The 17,102-nt window shown below is 53.6% G+C and carries 12 protein-coding genes and 4 pseudogenes; 8 read left to right on the top strand and 8 right to left on the bottom strand.

The genetic code is table 11. The features are described 5' to 3' along the window. Window positions 1–53: 53 nt before the first annotated feature. Entirely contained in the window at window positions 54–701 is a 648-nt protein-coding gene (locus AACY49_RS24595) for a hypothetical protein (protein ID WP_339526953.1), read from the top strand. Between the two features lie 39 nt (window positions 702–740). On the opposite strand, the pseudogene AACY49_RS24590 reads toward AACY49_RS24595, so the two are convergent. Further along, window positions 741–1,064, bottom strand: a pseudogene (locus AACY49_RS24590) (NmrA family transcriptional regulator); the annotation flags it as partial. Between the two features lie 169 nt (window positions 1,065–1,233). On the opposite strand from AACY49_RS24590, the pseudogene AACY49_RS24585 reads away from it, so the two are divergent. Both AACY49_RS24585 and AACY49_RS24580 read left to right on the top strand, forming a co-directional pair. Then, a pseudogene (locus AACY49_RS24585) lies at window positions 1,234–1,803 on the top strand (YceI family protein). A 118-nt stretch (window positions 1,804–1,921) separates the two neighbouring features. Further along, window positions 1,922–2,497, top strand: a pseudogene (locus AACY49_RS24580) (GGDEF domain-containing protein); the annotation flags it as partial. A 164-nt stretch (window positions 2,498–2,661) separates the two neighbouring features. On the opposite strand, the gene AACY49_RS24575 reads toward AACY49_RS24580, so the two are convergent. Both AACY49_RS24575 and AACY49_RS24570 read right to left on the bottom strand, forming a co-directional pair. Continuing rightward, the gene (locus tag AACY49_RS24575; RefSeq protein WP_084321209.1) at window positions 2,662–2,988 is read right to left on the bottom strand and encodes a DMT family transporter; all 327 of its coding nucleotides are present in this window, start codon (window positions 2,986–2,988) and stop codon (window positions 2,662–2,664) included. Window positions 2,989–3,052: 64 nt separating this feature from the next. Then, entirely contained in the window at window positions 3,053–4,054 is a 1,002-nt protein-coding gene (locus tag AACY49_RS24570) for an SLAC1 anion channel family protein (RefSeq protein WP_339526949.1), read from the bottom strand. Between the two features lie 115 nt (window positions 4,055–4,169). On the opposite strand from AACY49_RS24570, the gene AACY49_RS24565 reads away from it, so the two are divergent. Both AACY49_RS24565 and AACY49_RS24560 read left to right on the top strand, forming a co-directional pair. Then, window positions 4,170–5,126 carry a GlxA family transcriptional regulator gene (locus tag AACY49_RS24565; protein ID WP_084321207.1) on the top strand — a complete coding sequence of 319 codons (957 nt, stop codon included), beginning with the start codon at window positions 4,170–4,172 and terminating at the stop codon, window positions 5,124–5,126. Between the two features lie 205 nt (window positions 5,127–5,331). Beyond that, window positions 5,332–6,492, top strand: coding sequence for an IS30 family transposase (locus tag AACY49_RS24560; RefSeq protein WP_339526946.1), 1,161 nt, complete (start codon window positions 5,332–5,334; stop codon window positions 6,490–6,492). Between the two features lie 68 nt (window positions 6,493–6,560). Here the strand turns inward: AACY49_RS24560 and AACY49_RS24555 are convergent, their stop codons facing one another. The 3 genes from AACY49_RS24555 to AACY49_RS24545 all read right to left on the bottom strand — a co-directional run bounded on the left by AACY49_RS24555 (window position 6,561) and on the right by AACY49_RS24545 (window position 9,560). After that, window positions 6,561–7,427, bottom strand: a complete 867-nt coding sequence (locus tag AACY49_RS24555; protein WP_223488762.1) for a DUF6216 family protein — start codon at window positions 7,425–7,427, stop codon at window positions 6,561–6,563. A 503-nt stretch (window positions 7,428–7,930) separates the two neighbouring features. After that, window positions 7,931–8,524, bottom strand: coding sequence for a HEPN domain-containing protein (locus tag AACY49_RS24550; protein ID WP_339526942.1), 594 nt, complete (start codon window positions 8,522–8,524; stop codon window positions 7,931–7,933). After that, window positions 8,517–9,560 (bottom strand): DUF262 domain-containing protein, encoded by a 1,044-nt coding sequence (locus tag AACY49_RS24545; RefSeq protein ID WP_339526940.1) that lies wholly within the window; start codon window positions 9,558–9,560, stop codon window positions 8,517–8,519. The genes AACY49_RS24550 and AACY49_RS24545 overlap by 8 nt, the downstream gene beginning before the upstream one ends. A gap of 894 nt (window positions 9,561–10,454) precedes the next feature. Between AACY49_RS24545 and AACY49_RS24540 the strand changes: the two are divergent. Both AACY49_RS24540 and AACY49_RS24535 read left to right on the top strand, forming a co-directional pair. After that, window positions 10,455–10,784 (top strand): annotated as a pseudogene (locus tag AACY49_RS24540) (hypothetical protein). A gap of 619 nt (window positions 10,785–11,403) precedes the next feature. Continuing rightward, window positions 11,404–11,727: a hypothetical protein gene (locus tag AACY49_RS24535; RefSeq protein ID WP_339526938.1), complete on the top strand. Its 324-nt coding sequence runs from the start codon at window positions 11,404–11,406 to the stop codon at window positions 11,725–11,727. A 246-nt stretch (window positions 11,728–11,973) separates the two neighbouring features. Here AACY49_RS24535 and AACY49_RS24530 read toward each other — a convergent pair whose 3' ends face one another. Beyond that, window positions 11,974–13,764, bottom strand: a complete 1,791-nt coding sequence (locus AACY49_RS24530; protein ID WP_339526936.1) for a bifunctional diguanylate cyclase/phosphodiesterase — start codon at window positions 13,762–13,764, stop codon at window positions 11,974–11,976. Between the two features lie 134 nt (window positions 13,765–13,898). Then, a complete protein-coding gene (locus tag AACY49_RS24525) occupies window positions 13,899–15,980 on the bottom strand; it encodes a carboxy terminal-processing peptidase (protein WP_339526934.1) in 2,082 nt (693 codons plus the stop codon). Between the two features lie 140 nt (window positions 15,981–16,120). On the opposite strand from AACY49_RS24525, the gene AACY49_RS24520 reads away from it, so the two are divergent. Beyond that, window positions 16,121–17,083, top strand: coding sequence for a zinc-binding dehydrogenase (locus AACY49_RS24520; RefSeq protein ID WP_339526932.1), 963 nt, complete (start codon window positions 16,121–16,123; stop codon window positions 17,081–17,083). The last annotated feature ends 19 nt before the right edge of the window (window positions 17,084–17,102 follow it).

Below are 17,102 nucleotides of genomic sequence, written 5' to 3'. Positions count from 1 at the left end.
AAATGCCCTGTTAGTTGTCGATCTGTACTATCGAACAAGGTGGAGAAAGTACCGTGGCGATAAATACAATTATGAGCCTGCTCGAAAATAAAGAATGTATGGAGTTTTTGCGGTTGGGCGTTATTTACGTTCATTTAGTGTCTTGTTGTGTGGCCATTGGTTTGGTATTGACCAGTGATATTGCAATGGTTAAAGATTTGTTAAAGCGAAAAACATTCACTGAGCACGATCATGCACATATGGAAAGTCTGCAGAAGTCTGTGATCGTTGCTTTGATAGCCTTGTGGGTGACGGGCGCCGCGGTCATCGGTATTGATTACCTGGAAAAAGGTATGAGCTACTTCATGAACCCGAAACTTCACGCCAAGGTGATCATTGTCATGCTGCTGACCTACAACGGCATCTTGTTGCATCGCCTGGTATTGCCCGCGCTGCAAAAGGCAGGCTCCTTGCTCTATCTCGGGTTCAGCGCACGGATGCTCGCGCTGTTCTGCGGCTCGCTGTCGGCCGTGTCCTGGATGTATGCGGCCATGCTGGGCGTCGGTCGGCCGTTGGCCTGGAAATACTCCCTGTTCGAACTGTTGATGGCGTATCCAGTGCTGATCGCATTGGGTTTCCTGAGCATGCTGGTGTTGACGCAGCGAGTGAAACAACAGGACTACGCCGCTATTTCTTCGCGGACGGTGGCGAGCCAATGTTAGGTCCGTTCAGCGTTTAAGTTTTCCTGGTCAAACAGTGGCCTAGTGGGTCTTGAGCCAGTCCTGAAACCGGGTTTTGCCAATGATGGGATTGGCGCCCGGTGTCAGTGACTGGTCATTGATCGGCGCACCAAAGTAAGGAACCGTGTCGTCCGCGACGGTTTGGCGCGGGTCCTGGGTGTGCTTGAGGTAATCGCTGGCGAACTCGACGAGCGGGCGGTTATCAGGTCCGGCCACTTCGACGGTCTGATTGACCGGCGCTTTCAACGCAATATCGGTCAGCGCCGCCGCGACATCGTCCGAGGCCACCGGTTGCAACGCGGCGGACGTCAGGTGAATGGTGTCGCTTACTTCACGCCCGGAGTAACACCCGCCAAGGTGGCAATATCGGGCGCTGCCCCGGAGTGGCCGACAGGTGGTCGAAAGTCCTGCAGCCAGTGGAAGAAACGCGAGTTATTTGCTTTAGTCCTCCTATCGCTGGCCCACGTGTGCGGGCGGTTCGGCTCATAACGGGAACCCTCTGACGGAGTATCCCATGAATGTTCGATTCCCGCGGCTAGCTGTTCTGGCCGTCGTGCTGACTGTTGGCTACTTGCCCTGCGCGCAAGCGGTGCAATACAAACAAGTCAACCAAGCCGCGAGCAAGATCTCCTTCACGTAAAACCAATTCACCTCGCGGGTATACGGCACGATTGGCGTATTCGAAGCCAAGCTGGATTTCGACACGACCAACCCTGCGGCAGCCCGGGCATCGCTCACCATCCAGCTCGACAGTATCGATGCCGGCAGCAGTGACGCCAACACGGAACTGCAAAAGCCCGCCTGGTTCGATTCGGCGGCCTATCCCGTGGCGACTTTTGAATCGACCGTTGTGAAGGCGCTTGGCGACAACAAATACACGATCATCGGCAAACTGACGCTCAGGGGCGTTACCCGTGATGTAGCGGTTCCGGTCCTGCTGAAAGCCGAGAACACCATCGGCATCTTCGACGGCGAGTTAACGCTTAAACGCAGCGATTTCAAGATCGGCGAAGGTGAATATGCCAATACCATGGTTTCCGACGACATCAATATCCGGTTCAAGATGGTTACGCCGCAGCAGTGATGCAGCGGTGTCGTCCGTGTGATCGGCATGAGGTCAGGCGTGTTATTCATTTGTTTGTCTAGGTGGCAGGGTGCCGCAATCGCTTTTTTTGTCGCAGCATCATGATCAGGCGGTTCACATTGATGGCCCAGGATTTCGGTACGACCAGGAGACTTTCATCGCGGCGCAAGTGCGCGGTGACCGATTGCGACAACTGTTCCACCAATCCGTGTCCACGGTGTTCGGCAGTTACCTGGCCGCGCTTATGCTCTGCGGGCTGTGCTGGGAGCGCATGGATCACAGCGTGATGATCGGCTGGATTGGCCTGCTGAGTGCCTCGTCGTTACTGCGTATCCTAATGTTTGTGGTCTATTTTCGCAGCCCTGACAGTGAGCGCACGCCGCAACGCTGGGAGCGGATCTATTGGGTGACGCTGGTGTTGTCTGCCGGTATCTGGGGCGCTGGCGCGTTAGCCGTCATGCCGGCAGACGACCTGCTGGCCCAGGCGCTGGTCATGCTGTTTGCCGTTGGCATGTCGGTCAGTGCCGTGTCGTGTTACTCGTCCTATCGGTATATGACGCTGGTGTCGATTGCCCTGGTGTTGTTGCCATGTACCACGTGGCTGTTGTTTCAACACTCGACCTTGCAAGTCGGTATGGCCCTGGCCGTCGTGGTGTTCGCTTCATTAGTCGCCAGGGCAATACACAACGTCAGCGCCAGGTAACAAGGGTGAGTCGTGTTCCGATTCTAGTTGTGAGCTACTTTTCACGAAGGGCTACTTATGGCCGATTGCTTCCTGTCACGAACGACAACAATCCCTCTTTCTCAATGGTCTTCAACATAGGGTTGTTTATCGATTCAATTAAGTATTCGCTCTGTTTAGGCCGCCCAGCGTAGTCCGGCGACACTCAAGAGAATCAAGCCAATCCAGACAAGTTTCCAGAACGATACCGCGTCACCCAACCAGTACATTCCAACGATGGCTGTGCCGGCAGCGCCGATGCCGGTCCACACCGCATAGGCGGTTCCTACGGGCAGCACCCGCAACGCTATCGTCAATAAGCACAAACTGCCCGCCAACGTTACGACCGTGCCCAGGAGCAGCCAGGGCCGTTCAAGACCGTTTGCAGATTTCAATCCGACTGCAAAGAAAATCTCCAGGAATCCGGCAACGATCAGCAGCAACCACGATGTGTTGTAAGTCATTCGATAAAACCTTATAGGCAAAAAAAAGCGAGCCGGTTAAGGCTCGCCAAAGGGAGGTAAAAGGTCAGTTGGCCAACAGTTTTCCGCTGAAAAGGCTGGTCAGGGTTTTCACCATCAGCACGGTCAGTGCCACAGTGAGGAACAGCAGGATCACAGCAGCGATGACCATCAACATGGTGTTCTCCTGGGCATGTGCATATTTCAACGCCGCGTTGCTCAGAGCTGCGATGGGGAAGCTGATTGCCCACCACGAAGGGGCAAACGGCACATCCCGACGGAACACTTTGAAGCTCAACACCACGAACAGGAACAGGCCGAAGTAGAACAACACACTGGCAAACCGGTCGATCTCGCCGAACACGTTGGTGTAGGCCAGGAAACCTACTTCAAAGGGTGCAATCAGGACCATCAGCGAAGGCACCATGCCTTTGGCCGGAGCTGCCTCATGCACCAGCCGCGAAAAGATCCGGGTGAAGAATACTAGCGCCAGCACTGCACCCACGGCGAGGGCAAACAGGTTGAACTCAGTAGCCCAGGCCATAGGCATATGCGCACCGGTTACCGCGATATCGAGGGTGGCAACACCTGGAATCAGCCAGGCAGGTACGGCATTCAACGAGTCTTGATTGCCCGACAACAGACGGGAAACCACGAGGCCTGCGAGCAACACCGTCAGTGCGCTGCCCAGTATCCAGAGAACCCGTCTGAGCAATTCGTTGTGGGGTGCCGCGACTGCCGAAAGCAACAACAGTGCAATGGTGACGGTGCCAAAAAAGTTGCTGGCGATCGGGTGGTTGAACTCGGCCCTGACCGCTGCTGGATGTTTCACCCATTTGGTCAGGTATCCCAGGGTCAACAGCACGAATACCAGGCCGGAAAGAGCGCCAATTGCCTCACCCAAGATGCCGCCGACGCCGTAATACTGGCCAGTCAAGCGCCAGGCCAGGCCCAGGCCGGCCAAACCCATCACTGAACCGAACAAATTGATAGGCAGGTTTTTGATCGATGTTTTGCTGGCGGTTACCGTTTGAGCGGCATCGACGGTGGGGGTATATGCAGTGTTCATGGCAGTCTCCCGTTTGACTGAATTTACTGTTGGGGCTATTTTCAGCCAAACAGCTGTTGGCTGAAATAGTCGTAAAACGACGTATTCAGCCAATGATTCGACGAGGACAGACATCATGCGTATAACCCTCCTGGCATTCCCCCGTGTGCAACTGCTGGACGTCGTCGGGCCCGCCGACGTCTTCGCCGAAGCAGCCAAGCAACTGGGTAATCCGCGCGCCTATCGGGTCGAAGTCATCGGTACCAGCAAGGGCATGATCAAAGGCTCAAGTGGTTTGAAGCTTGGCATTGATGAAACCTTCGAAACTTATAAAGGCAAGATCGACACCTTGCTTGTGGCCGGCAGCCCACATATCGACGAAATCGCGCATGACCCCGCGTTGCAAGATTGGCTACGTCGGCAAGCGAAATCCGTACGTCGTATCGGCTCAGTCTGTAGCGGTGCTTTTCTACTGGCCGCCGCTGGCCTTCTCGACGGGCGCCGTGTCACCACCCATTGGAATTCCAGCGCAAAACTCGCTAAGGAGCACCCGCAAACACACGTCGATCCGGATAGCATCTTTATCAAGGATGGCAACATCTACACTTCGGCGGGTGTCACGGCGGGCATGGACCTGGCTTTGGCGCTGGTCGAAGAAGATTACGGCAGAGAATTGGCGCTCAGCGTGGCCCGTGAAATGGTGATGTTCTTCAAGCGGCCTGGCGGGCAATCGCAGTTCAGCGCGCAACTAGCAGCGCAAACCGCCGAACGCAGCGTGATCCGAGACGTGCAGGATTATGTGGTGGAGCACCTGAAGGCCGACTTAAGCGTCCCCATCCTGGCCGCCCGCGCCGGTATGAGCGAGCGAAACTTCGCCCGTACCTTCAAGGCTGAAGCCGGTTCGACCCCGGCCGAATTTGTTGAACTGGCCCGGATCGATGCGGCCAGACGGTTGATCGAAGATTCTGACGTTTCACTCAAGCGCTTGGCCGATACAGTCGGTTATGCCAATACGGACGGGTTCCGAAGGGCATTTATGCGGCGTCTCGGAGTTGGGCCAAGTGATTATCGAAAGCGGTTTTCATTGATGTGATGCAAGAATGGCCCAATCGCTACGCATCACGATATTGATGGTGCGTCTACGGAGATATTTGATAGCGGCCGGCATTTTTATGCGCTTGCATCACCTTGGTGATTCATTTGCATAGGTCCAGTACTTCAATGTCCGCTCTTGGCTGTGGATTCAACCGGTCGATGCAACACAACTACATTCTGTGTAAGCAGAAGGAGTGTTGCAGATGAAGCAGAGACCTCGGATCTATTACACCGAAAGCCAGAAAAAACTGATGTGGGATCACTGGCAGAAAGGCGACTCTCTCCAGCAGATCGCCCAACTGTTTGAACGAAACCACTCATCGATACAGCGCATCTTGGCGGAGACAGGGGGGATCAGACCCGCTGTACGCCGCAGATCCAGATTGGCCCTGACGTTGGCTGAACGCGAAGAGATTTCGCGTGCAGTGGTGGCAGGTAACTCGATCCGCTCCATAGCCGCGCTGCTAGGGCGAGCCGCCTCTACGATCAGTCGTGAGATCAGACGCAACGGTGGCCAAGGATGCTACCGGGCTAATCGAGCTGATCAGGCTGCCTGGGATCGCGCCCATCGACCTAAGGACTGCAAGCTTGTTGAGAACCGAGCGGTGGCGCAAATTGTTGCAGACAAGCTTCAATTGCAGTGGTCACCGGAACAAATTGCCGGCTGGCTAAAGCGAACCTACCCGGACGATACGAGCTATCAGGTGTCACACGAGACGATCTATCGCACCCTCTTCATACAGGCTCGCGGGGCTCTGAAGAAGGAGTTGCTTGAGCATTTACGGCGCACGCGAGCCATGCGTCGCTCGCGCCATCACACCCAGAAGAAAGAAAATCACGGTCGAATCACAGACGCGGTATCGATCCGCGAACGCCCAGCCGCGGCTGAAGATCGGGCGGTGCCAGGTCACTGGGAAGGTGACCTGCTGTGCGGTAGCAGGAACAGCCAGATTGCCACTCTTGTTGAGCGACATACCCGCTACGTGATGCTGGTGAAGGTAGCCGGTAAGGACACCGAGACGGTCATCAGCGCCCTGATCGAAAACGCCCGTGAGCTCCCCCTGGAACTCTACAAATCGTTGACGTGGGATCGCGGAAAAGAGATGGCTGACCATAAGCGATTTACGGTGGCTACCGACATCAAGGTCTACTTTTGCGACCCTCATCGCCCCTGGCAACGGGGAACGAATGAGAACACCAACGGGCTTTTAAGGCAGTACTTCCCGAAAGGAACTGACCTTGCGGATCACTCGCAAGACGCGCTCAATGAAGTGGCAAGGCAACTAAATAGCCGTCCTAGGAAAACACTAAACTACGAAACACCCGCTGAGCGATTTAGCCAATCTGTTGCATCGACCGGTTGAATCCACAGCCGATTTCTGCCGTTCAAGGCAGATTTAAATCCCCTATGCCTTACTCGTCACCATTTGACTTAGTCATAATAGTACCTTGCATATTCTGGAAGAGGGCTGTCCCCGAAGCGGAGCTTTTTCTGGCTGCGTTTTTGAAACTCTATTGCGTATCGTCGCCTGTTACTTCCTTGCAGTACAGCAAGAGGCACAAGGAGCCAAGGGAGCGAAAAAGTCCATGCCAAAATTTTCTGCTCTCTGATGGTTTTGGCTACTTGCCCTTTCTGGTTTTCCAGTAAAAGATAACATATAACTTTTTTATCCCATTCGTTGGATAGTGGAGCTGACGTATTATCCAGCAAACAATTTCCTGTGCTCATTTTCCAAGAGCCAGAAACATGCAGTGATTGCGGAAGGTAGGAGGTGAATGAGAAAGCATGGCTATCAGTAACCCAAAACCATTGACCGGTTTTATTGACTTTAAATAATGCGGCATTGGGAGTGTAAATTGCGAAAAATACCAGCGCGGCAAAAAGCAGGACTATTACAGTGAATGTTTTTACAAATTTTGGCTGAGGGATTTTGAAAGTTTGCTCAGTTGCATTGAAATAGGGGCGCGCTCGTTTGATCTCGTTCAGTCGTACGCCGGATCTGTCTGCCCAAGCGATTAATTTATCCATTGCATAAGGTGTTTTGACATTTAACTTGAACTTGAAATTAAAATAATCTAGGTCTAGCTCTTGTTGTTGATGTTTTTTTAGTTTTTCGTGATTGAATGAGTGCTTCATCCCGATAAGATCAGATATCCTGTTTCTGATTATGGATAGGGACTCCGTAATTGTGCAAATATAAATTATATATAATGCACCCATCCCAGCCACAAATAGAGGCGCGACTTTCTGCCATTTGTCCACAGAGACAGAAATATAGCCAAAGAATTGTGGATCCATTACTTTTCCCTATTGAAGTTCAAAAACATACAGTCTAGATTGCGTCTAAAGAGCTAGTGGTTTGGCCAGAACCGTAAGGTTTGAATCGCCCCTCCTTCCGTAGACACTTCCAAGCCTCAAGAAACGGCTATTAACCCTGCGTAACCGTCTGCTTTTGGCCGTTTTCTGTCTGTCACGACCGGCCGAATGCCGCCATTTGCACTGAGACGTTTAGGGCAAAATTAGGGCATATTCCAGGCCGCCGTTGTCCGCTAGACGCCATCAACACAGAACTAAAGTGCCGATTTTTCTGGCATGAAGCGGCCTAGACGTATGTAAGAAGGGGTTCGAATCCCTATCCACCCTCTCCACATATCAAAGGCACATACCCAAGGGCCGCAACCCTATGATTCCATTTACCCATTTACGTCTTGCTCTCTTATCGATAGCCCATCTCTATGGGATGCTCAGGACTTAGTAAGTCGAGCAGGAGCAGAGAGCCCGACAGTTTCCGCGGCCTATTGTTATACCGGTATAATTTTTTTACATATCGCCATATCAATTGCATTCATATATTGAGTAAATATATCAATATATGCCAGTAAGTCGGAAAACGAAATATCCATTGCCTTGTCGTTGTGATGAACTATATTATTTCTTTTTGCGACGATCGAATTGACGAGTCCCTTATTGCTCTCGAAATCCTCCTCCGAAGTAAGGTCGACACCTAGATATCTAAATAATTTAACTGTCCTATATGGATTGGCCGACAGGTTGTCTGATATCTCTTTCTTATTGATCGATAAGTCAATATTTAAGAATTTTAGGTCCTTGTCCTTGACTTCTGGCGCTAGTCTCCAGTAGACAAAGTTATGTGGAATTTCGGCTTTTTTTATTCTTAGACTAATTTCCTTCGCATACTTTAGGGCCAGATCCTGTAAGAATGACTCCAAATAAGTACATATAGTTATCAAGTATGACTTAACAAAAAAATTCACATTATCTATAAATAGATTGTCAGGATTATTACTAAGAACTCTATTTTCAGACTCCTTGATTATCCCCCTCAGTGATATATAGAGGTTTTCATACTTGGTTAGTAATGCCCAGTCATTCATTGATAGCTTCCGTTAGTAGTTTCTGCCAGAGGGCTCGCCTTCTTAATATGGATGATTGTTTTTGAAGACCTCCGGACATTGTTCTTCTGAATGCTTCAGAACTACATAGATTTATGAATGCAGTGCGAATTTCCTCCGATTTAGTGTCAACAATGGTCTGATCTAGTACGCCAACAGTAGGCATTAAAAGATCATAGTAAACTAGACCTTGCTTGGCTCTTTGTTTTGTTGTGTCGCAGAAGACATTTTCACCAAAAATTGACTCGCATTTATTCAGTGAAGACGAAAAAAGCGCCTTCATCTGCTCAGCTTCACTTTCTAGAAGTCCACTCTTTTCTTCCATGTAATCATCCAAGAATTCTTTTAGATTCCCCTCGTACGAGTCAAGCTTTTCATGGAATGCAAAGAATCTTAAAACTTGTTCTTCAGCTTCTCTATCATCCTTTGTCCTTGTTGCATTTTCAGCCAGTCCAAAAGTAGCTATTAATGGTATCTGGCTTAATTCGATGACCAAATTGTCCAGTCGCCCAGGGTAGATGGCATGCCTAATTTCCTGCGAGGAAAGTTCTACAGCACCTTGATTTAATCTTGAAAATATTTCCCTTATAAGTTTTTTGGGGTTTTCTTTCCTAAGAACAATACACCGAATTGTTGTAGCTTCTAATTCCGCTTGATACTCGCCTAACTCTGAAAATTTCTTGCCTTCAAGATTTTTGAAAGTGGTCAGGCCTTCAAGAGCAAATTCGTCATTAAAAAATCTGGTAACGGTTGTCAGTCGCTGTACGCCATCAATAACCAAGTGCCTTCTCTCGTCATCCTCAGCAAAATAACAGGAAGGCAGCGGTATACGCATCAGGCAGGACTCAATAAACCGTGATGCTCTAGACCAACCTCCTTTATCCCACTTATATTTTCTTTGAAAATCAGGGTCTAATATTAATTTTGGCTGATCGGAATTTATTCGTGAAACCAAAGTTTCAAATGGGTAGTCAATAGGATAGAGATTGAGAGTTTTGTCATCTTGCTGATCAGCCATAATACTTCCTTAGTTATATTTTTGCGTAATAAAAATGGGCGCCAAATCGTGTGAGAGCGCTTCGAGGATCGCGGTGTGTAACATTCCTTGTCCTCTTTGCTTTCCTGTAAAGCGTGGAGCTGTAGCGGTCAAGTGACCACAGAAGGTAATTATTCACGAAAGCGATTTAGTGGCTTCTGGTTAGAGACTATTTTATTTGCTGAGGTTTTGTCCATTGCGAAAGACTGCTTCTGGTCAATTCTGTTGAAAAAGTCGAGGTCGGTTTTCACGGAAGAAAAGTAAGCGTTTGAGATTGAAGTCTATTCTTGGTCGCAGAACGCTCTGCGTACAGATTTACGTAGCAGCGTGTAAATATGGCGTATTCACCGCACCTCGCACTGGCGAGGTGGCTGGGTTGACCTTTTCAACACAATCGACCGATTGCTGCCTGTCGTCACCGGCAACAAATGGCCGATTTCTGCCTGTCGCTACCGGCAGCTATAGGTCGAAACCGGTTAACCCACGGTAGAGAAATCAAGCCAGGCTTCAGCGAAGCCTTCCGCCAAGTTTTCTTTTTTGAGCGAAATTTCTGGGCAAGGTCTTCGGAAGTTTCCTTCAAGTTGTGGCGGTTTTCGTGAACTGGTGCGTAGTGAGTTCAATCGATAGGCTTTGGTGGTCACTGAATATCAGTGAGGGGGTGTAGGAACCCTTTAATAGCATCGGTAATGCGTTAGCAATCGAAGTCAGATTTGCGGCCGTCAATGTGCGTCCGTAATATCTGTCGCGGCGACTATGCGTGGGCACGTTTCGGCGTGGTCGAGTTTTCCGATGCTCGGTATTCCTACCCCGCGTATAGCTGCCACCCAAGCCTGTAGGAAGGCTTTTGGCAGCTCCCATTTTCATCGGAAGCTTAAAATGCCAACACTACATCCTGATCCACCCTACGAAAAACCAATTCCCCATCCTGAAAACCGCTTCATGGCGCTGACCAGCAATTGCAGCGACATGCCCACCTTGTTCGTTGATACCCACGCGCCGCTCGATGTTCTGTATGACGCCGCCGGCTATTGAATCCGCGCCGTCACTCAGGTGCTCGAAAACATGTCCATGCGCGGCTCACTCGAGTGCGACTCGATCATCCTCAGCGATTTTGCCTTGCTCTGTGCCATTCCACTGCGTGATGGCTGCGATGTACTGGATGTAATTGGGCGGCAGTTGCGGGCTCGGCCTTCGTGCGATGTCTAGTGACGGATTAGTCCTGGAAATTTGCGGTGTCTGAGCGGGCCTCTTCGCCGGCAAGTCGGATCGCCGCACCGCTCGCTCCCACAGGCTTTGTGTCGTTTGTGAATATTGCGAACGACACAAATGCGGATTAAACAATTGCGTGTCTGACAAACGAACGTGGCGTGAGGAAAACCTCTCGCCACGTTTGCGTTTCTGCCTGCTTGTTGAATATTGGAGTGATCATTAGCGAATCGACCTACATCAACATCATCCTTCCCCGACTTCTTTCCTGATCGATCCCCCGCAAAGTCTCGCGCGTTTATTGCTGGGTAGATCCATCGGAGATTTCCTTCAAGTTGTAGCGATTTGCATGAACTGGTGCGCGATGCGCTCCATCGATAGTCTTGGGGTTGTCACTGCAAAATCAGTGACAGGGCGTGGAAGCCCTTCTATCGTTAGGCGCGTCAAGCGCCACCAGTTCGGCGTTTTTTATCGTCTGTGTTTTATGGTGGCTGTGCGCGGGGCGCTTTCGAGTGCGCCGGGTGCCTAACGTCCTGGTCTTCCACACCTGCGTACAGCCGCCACCTATTGCGTGGAAGTGATTTCTGGCGGCTCCAATCCATACGTTAGGAATCAAACGATGACAGCCATTACGCCTGATCCACCCTATGAAAAGCCAATTCCCCACCCCGAAAACCGTTACATGGCGCTCACCAGTAACTGCAACGACATGCCCACCCTGTTTGTCGATACCCATGCACCGCTGGATATTCTGACCGACGCCGCCAGCTACCGAATTCGTGCTGTCACCCAAGTGCTTGAGAACCTGTCCATGCGCGGCTCAGTCGAATGTGATTCGATGATTCTCAGCGACTTTGCCTTGCTTTGTGCCATTCCATTGCGTGATGGGTGTGATGTGCTGGATGTGATTGGGCGGCGGTTGCGGGCTCGGTCTTCGGATTAGCGCCGAATGGCTTTTTGTGGCGAGGGAGCTTGCTCCCGCTTGAGTGCGAAGCACTCATGAAATCTGCGGTATAGCCGGATTTTTTAGGGCTGCTACGCAGCCCAGCGCGAGCAAGCTCGCTCGCCACAGGATGGGTGTTCAACCTTATCGACTGGCATTAGGGCAGGTCCCTTTGCCACTGGGTCGTTGGGGGAGCAAGATCAAAAGATCGCAGCCTTCGGCAGCTCCTACGGGATGTACGGCAAATCATCGATGTCCGGCGACTAACGCTTCCTCGGTTGCCGGCACCGCCAGGCTATCAATTACATGCACGCTATACCCCGGCACATTCTTCGCGTGGTGTTTGGCCTGCGACGCCATCTCCGCCAACTGGCTGGCATCAAGCTGTCCGCAGGCCTGTGGATGTAAATGCACCACGCCGATGGACAGGGACAACAGCGGAAACTCCTGGCGCACACCCTGGCGGTTGGGGGCGATGAAGCAGCCGGCTTCCAGGTGTTCGCTGCGGTAGAAGCGTCGGCATTGGCTGTGGAAGTCGTCCAGCAGTTGATTCAGGCGTTTGCGCCAGTCTTCCGGGCCGAGCACCAGCAGGAAGTCGTCGCCGCCGATATGGCCGACGAAGTCGCGGGTCGGGTCGACGCGGTCGTTCAGGCATTGCGCCAAACACAGTAGGACTTCATCCCCGCGGCCGTAGCCATAGATGTCATTGAAGGGTTTGAAGCTGTCGATGTCTACGTAGCAGATCACCGATTCCCGTTCCTGTTGCAGCAGCCGTGTCAGGCATTGCTGGATCGGTACGTTGCCCGGCAGCAGGGTCAGCGGGTTGGCGTAGCGGGCTTGCTGGATTTTCAGTTCGGTAATCAGTTTGAGCACGTCGATCACTCGGCCCAAGCCCAGATAGCTGCCGTTGAGGGTGATGATGAAGTCTTCTTCGATGCGCTGTCGGGCGCGGCTGGTGATCAAGCGGCTGACCTGTTGCAGCGACTGGCTCAGCTCTACGGCGAGGAAGTCGTCGCTCATCAAGCGGCTGATGGGTTTGCGGGCGAACAGGTCGGTGGCAAAGGGCTTGAGCAGGGCGTCCGAGAGGGAATGACGGTGGACGATGCCGCAGGGCTGGCCTTGCTCGTCGAGCACTGCCAGGGAGTTCAGGTTGGCTTGGCGGCGGAAGGCTTCCAGCACGGTGGCGGTTGGGGTGTCGCTGGTGACCGCCGGTTGGTCGTTGAGCAGGGCGCTGAGGTCACTGACTTCCTCGTTCAGTGTCGCTGCGGTGCTGTTGGGTTTGGGCATCAAGGTCCGGGTATCGCGGGGCGGATGCTCCTGGGGACGGCAGAGCAGATAGCCTTGCACGAGATCGACGCCCATTTCGGTCAGCACGGCGAGTTCCTCCGGCAATTCGATGCCTTCGGCGATCACTTTTGCCCGGGAGGCCTTGGCGATTTGCAGGATCGAACCGACGAATTCACGCTTGAGCGCGTCCTGGTGGATGCCGTCGATAAAGTGCCGATCGATCTTGACGTAATCCGGCCGCAATTCAGACCAGAGCCGCAAGCTCGAATAACCCGCCCCCAGATCATCCAGCGCAATGGAAAACCCCATCGCCCGATAGTGATGCAGGGCGGTTTGCAGTAACTGGAAATCGTCGGTCGGGGTCTGTTCGGTGAGTTCGATCACTACCTGGCTTGGCGGTATGCCGAAATCCTGCAGCAGTTGCAGGGTGCGGCCGGGTTGGTGGGCGGCTTCGAGCAGGGATTCCGGGGACACATTGAGGAACAGTTTGCCGGGCAGTTGCTGTTCATTGAAGCGTCGGCAAGCGCTTTGGCGACAAGCGATCTCCAGTTCGCTGAGGCGACCGGCCTGCTGGGCAACAGCGAACAGGGCAACGGGGGAGTGCAGCGGGCTGTTGGAGGGGCCACGGCTGAGGGCTTCGTAGCCGATGACACGTCGTTCAGAGAGGGAGATGATCGGCTGGAACAGGCTGTGCAAACCGCTTTGAGTCAGTATTGAGCTCAAGGCACTCAGCTGTTCGGTCGTGGTCATGGCGATCTCTGGCGATAAAAAAAGGACCGGGAGCGCAAAGCTCCCAGTCCTTTATTTCACGACAGAATGATGTCTGTTTGATGACGCTCCGGGGAGCGTCAGCATTAAATTGCCATCATTCGGATTGTAACCACTCAGTGCTTGGCGACCGCGGTGTTGAGTTTCAAGTAATCCAGCAGAATCCGCCCGGTCTCGCTCAGGTAGGCGTCGTCTTCTGGCTTGGTCTTGTCCGACTCGGCCGCGATGGCATCTTCGTCTTCTTTCTTCAGCTCTTTGAGCGGTTCTTCACCCTTGGCCTTGCGACGGATGTTTTCCATGGCCAGTTGCTTGGCTTCGATATCGGCGTGTTGTGCACGACGGTCGGCTTCATTGAGGCTGACAGTTTTTTCGGTCATCAGCTTCTGGGCCAAGGCCAGTTTGTCGCGAATGAACACGAACTCCGCGTCTTTGGCCGAACGCACGTCATGCTCGGACTTGAGCTGCGTGATGTACGGTTTGAACGGGTCGAGCGCCGGCTTGATGGCCGCGCGGATGGTGTCCCACGGCATGGCTTCCGGCAGGGCGCTTTCGCCGATTTCCTTGGTGTCGATGATCGACGGGTAATCGATGTCTGGCAGCACGCCCTGATGCTGGGTGCTCTGGCCGGAAACCCGGTAGAACTTGGCCAGGGTCAGTTTCAGTTCGCCATGGTTCAGCGGCTGAATGGTCTGCACGGTGCCTTTGCCGAAGGTCTGGCCGCCGATGATCAGTGCGCGATGGTAGTCCTGCATGGCACCGGCGAAGATCTCCGACGCCGAGGCGGACAAACGGTTGACCAGCAACGCCATCGGGCCTTTGTAGAACGCCCCCGGGTTTTCGTCTTCCAGTACATCGACCCGGCCGTCGGCGTTACGCACCAGAACGGTCGGACCTTTGTCGATGAACAGGCTGGTCAGCTCGGTGGCTTCCTGCAAGGAGCCGCCGCCGTTGTTGCGCAGGTCGATGACCACGCCGTCGACCTTGTCTTTCTGCAGCTCGGTCAGCAGCTTCTTGACGTCGCGGGTGGTGCTCTTGTAGTCCGGATCGCCGGCACGGAAGGCCTTGAAGTCCAGGTAGAAGGCTGGAATCTCGATGACGCCGAGCTTGTAGTCCTTGCCGTCCTGCTTGAGGTTGAGGACCGACTTCTTCACGGCCTGGTCTTCAAGTTTCACCGCTTCGCGGGTGATTGGCACGATCTTGGTGGTCTGGTCGTTCGGCGCATTGCTGGCCGGGACCACTTCCAGGCGCACCACGGTGCCTTTCGGACCACGAATCAGTTTGACCACTTCGTCCAGGCGCCAGCCGACCACGTCGACCATCTCTTTGTTGCCCTGGGCCACGCCGATGATCTTGTCGGCCGGTGCGACCTGCTTGGTCTTGTCGGCCGGGCCGGCAGGCACCAGACGCACGACTTTCACTTGATCGTTATCGCTCTGCAACACGGCGCCGATGCCCTCCAGGGACAGGCTCATGTTGATGTCGAAGTTCTCCGCGTTATCCGGCGACAGATAGTTGGTGTGCGGGTCGTAGGACATGGCGAAGGTGTTGATGTACGCCTGGAAGATATCTTCCGCGCGGGTCTGGTCCAGACGCGCCAGCTGATTCTTGTAACGCTTGGTCAGGGTTTCCTGAATCTGCTTCGGCTCTTTGCCGGAGATCTTCATCCGCAGCACTTCGTCCTTGACGCGTTTGCGCCACAGGTCGTCCAGCTCGGCGCTGGTCTTGAGCCAAGGAGCATCCTTGCGATCGACCAGCAAGGTTTCCTTGGTGGTGAAGTCGATCTTGTCGGCGCCCTTGTTCAGCTCGGCAAGGGCAAAGTCCAGACGCGCCTTTACGCGGTCCAGATAGCGCTTGTAGATGGTGAACCCGGCGTTCAGGTCGCCGCTCTTGAGGAAGTCGTCAAACTGGGTTTTCCATTTGTCGAATTCGGCAATGTCACTGGCCATGAAGTAGCTGCGCGATGGATCCAGCAGCTTGAGGTAGCTGTCGTAGATGATCACGGAGCGCGCATCGTCGAGCGGTGGCTTGCTGTAGTGGTGACGCTTGAGCAATTCGACGACGTTCAGGCTGGCGATGACTTCGTCACGATCGGGCTGAAGCTTGTCCCAGCTGTTGGCTGCGAACGAATTGCTCGACATCGGCAAAAGACCGAGACCAATGACAAGCGCGAGGGCGGTGCTGGGGAAAAAATGCTTCATGCTGATTCGACGCGGGGACAATTGATCACGCATATTAGGCCGTCTTTGAAGTCGCCGGTTCCCACAAGGGCCGGTCGCATAATGCAAGAAAGCCCGGCGCTACAGCTACGGGCTCAGTCCAGACTCACTATGGAGGCACTGTGAAAGCATTGCAAGGCGTTGAGGGGCGAGTGGAGTGGGTTGAAGAGCCGAGTCCTACATGCGATGTAGGACAAGTTCGTATCCGAGTGGCGGCTGCAGGACTCAATCGCGCCGATTTGTTACAGAAAGCAGGCCTTTATCCGCCACCGCCGGGGGCCAGTCAGGTACTGGGTCTTGAGTGTTCGGGGGTGATCAGCGAGGTCGGTCCGGGCTCGTCCTGGCAGGTAGGCGATCGGGTTTGCGCCTTGCTGGCCGGGGGCGGGATGGCCGAAGAGGTAGTTGTCGACGGACGGCACGTGTTGCCGGTTCCCGAGGGGTTGTCCCTGGCCGAGGCCGCGGCATTGCCGGAAGTGTATGCGACCGTTTGGCTGAATTTGTTTCAATTGGCTGCAATCAAACCGGGTGAGAAAGTTCTCCTGCACGCCGGAGCAAGTGGAATCGGTTCAGCTGCCATTCAGCTGTGCAAGGCGTTTGGCAACCCGTGCTGGGTCAGCGTCGGCTCCGAGGAACGTCTGGCCTACTGTGAAGCGTTGGGCGCCCAGGGTGGCGTCGTGCGCAGCAAGGATCTGGACCGTTTGAATGATCTGGGCCCGTTCGACGTGATCCTCGATCCGGTGGGCGGTAATTATGCTGCACTGAACCTAAAGCTGCTGGCCCGCGATGGGCGTTGGGTGCTGATCGGTTTGATGGGCGGTCGTGAGGCGCAACTGGATCTGGCACAGGTGCTGGCCAAGCGTGTGCAACTGCTGGGTTCGACCCTGCGCAATCGCGATGAGCAGTTCAAGGCCGATGTGTTCAGCGATCTCAGCCAGCACGTCTGGCCGCTGTTTGCCGAAGGGCGGTTGAGCCCGCAACTGGCCAGGACGTTTGCGATAGAGGATGCCGAAGCGGCGTTTGCTGAGCTGGCGACCAATAAGGTGTCGGGCAAACTGGTGTTGGTGATCGACGAAAGCTTGAACTAACAACACTGAACCTGTGGGA

Origin of the sequence: Pseudomonas sp. EL_65y_Pfl2_R96, assembly GCF_963970905.1 — a bacterium.
Classification (GTDB): domain Bacteria; phylum Pseudomonadota; class Gammaproteobacteria; order Pseudomonadales; family Pseudomonadaceae; genus Aquipseudomonas.
This window is presented reverse-complemented; position numbering and strand designations above follow the sequence as displayed.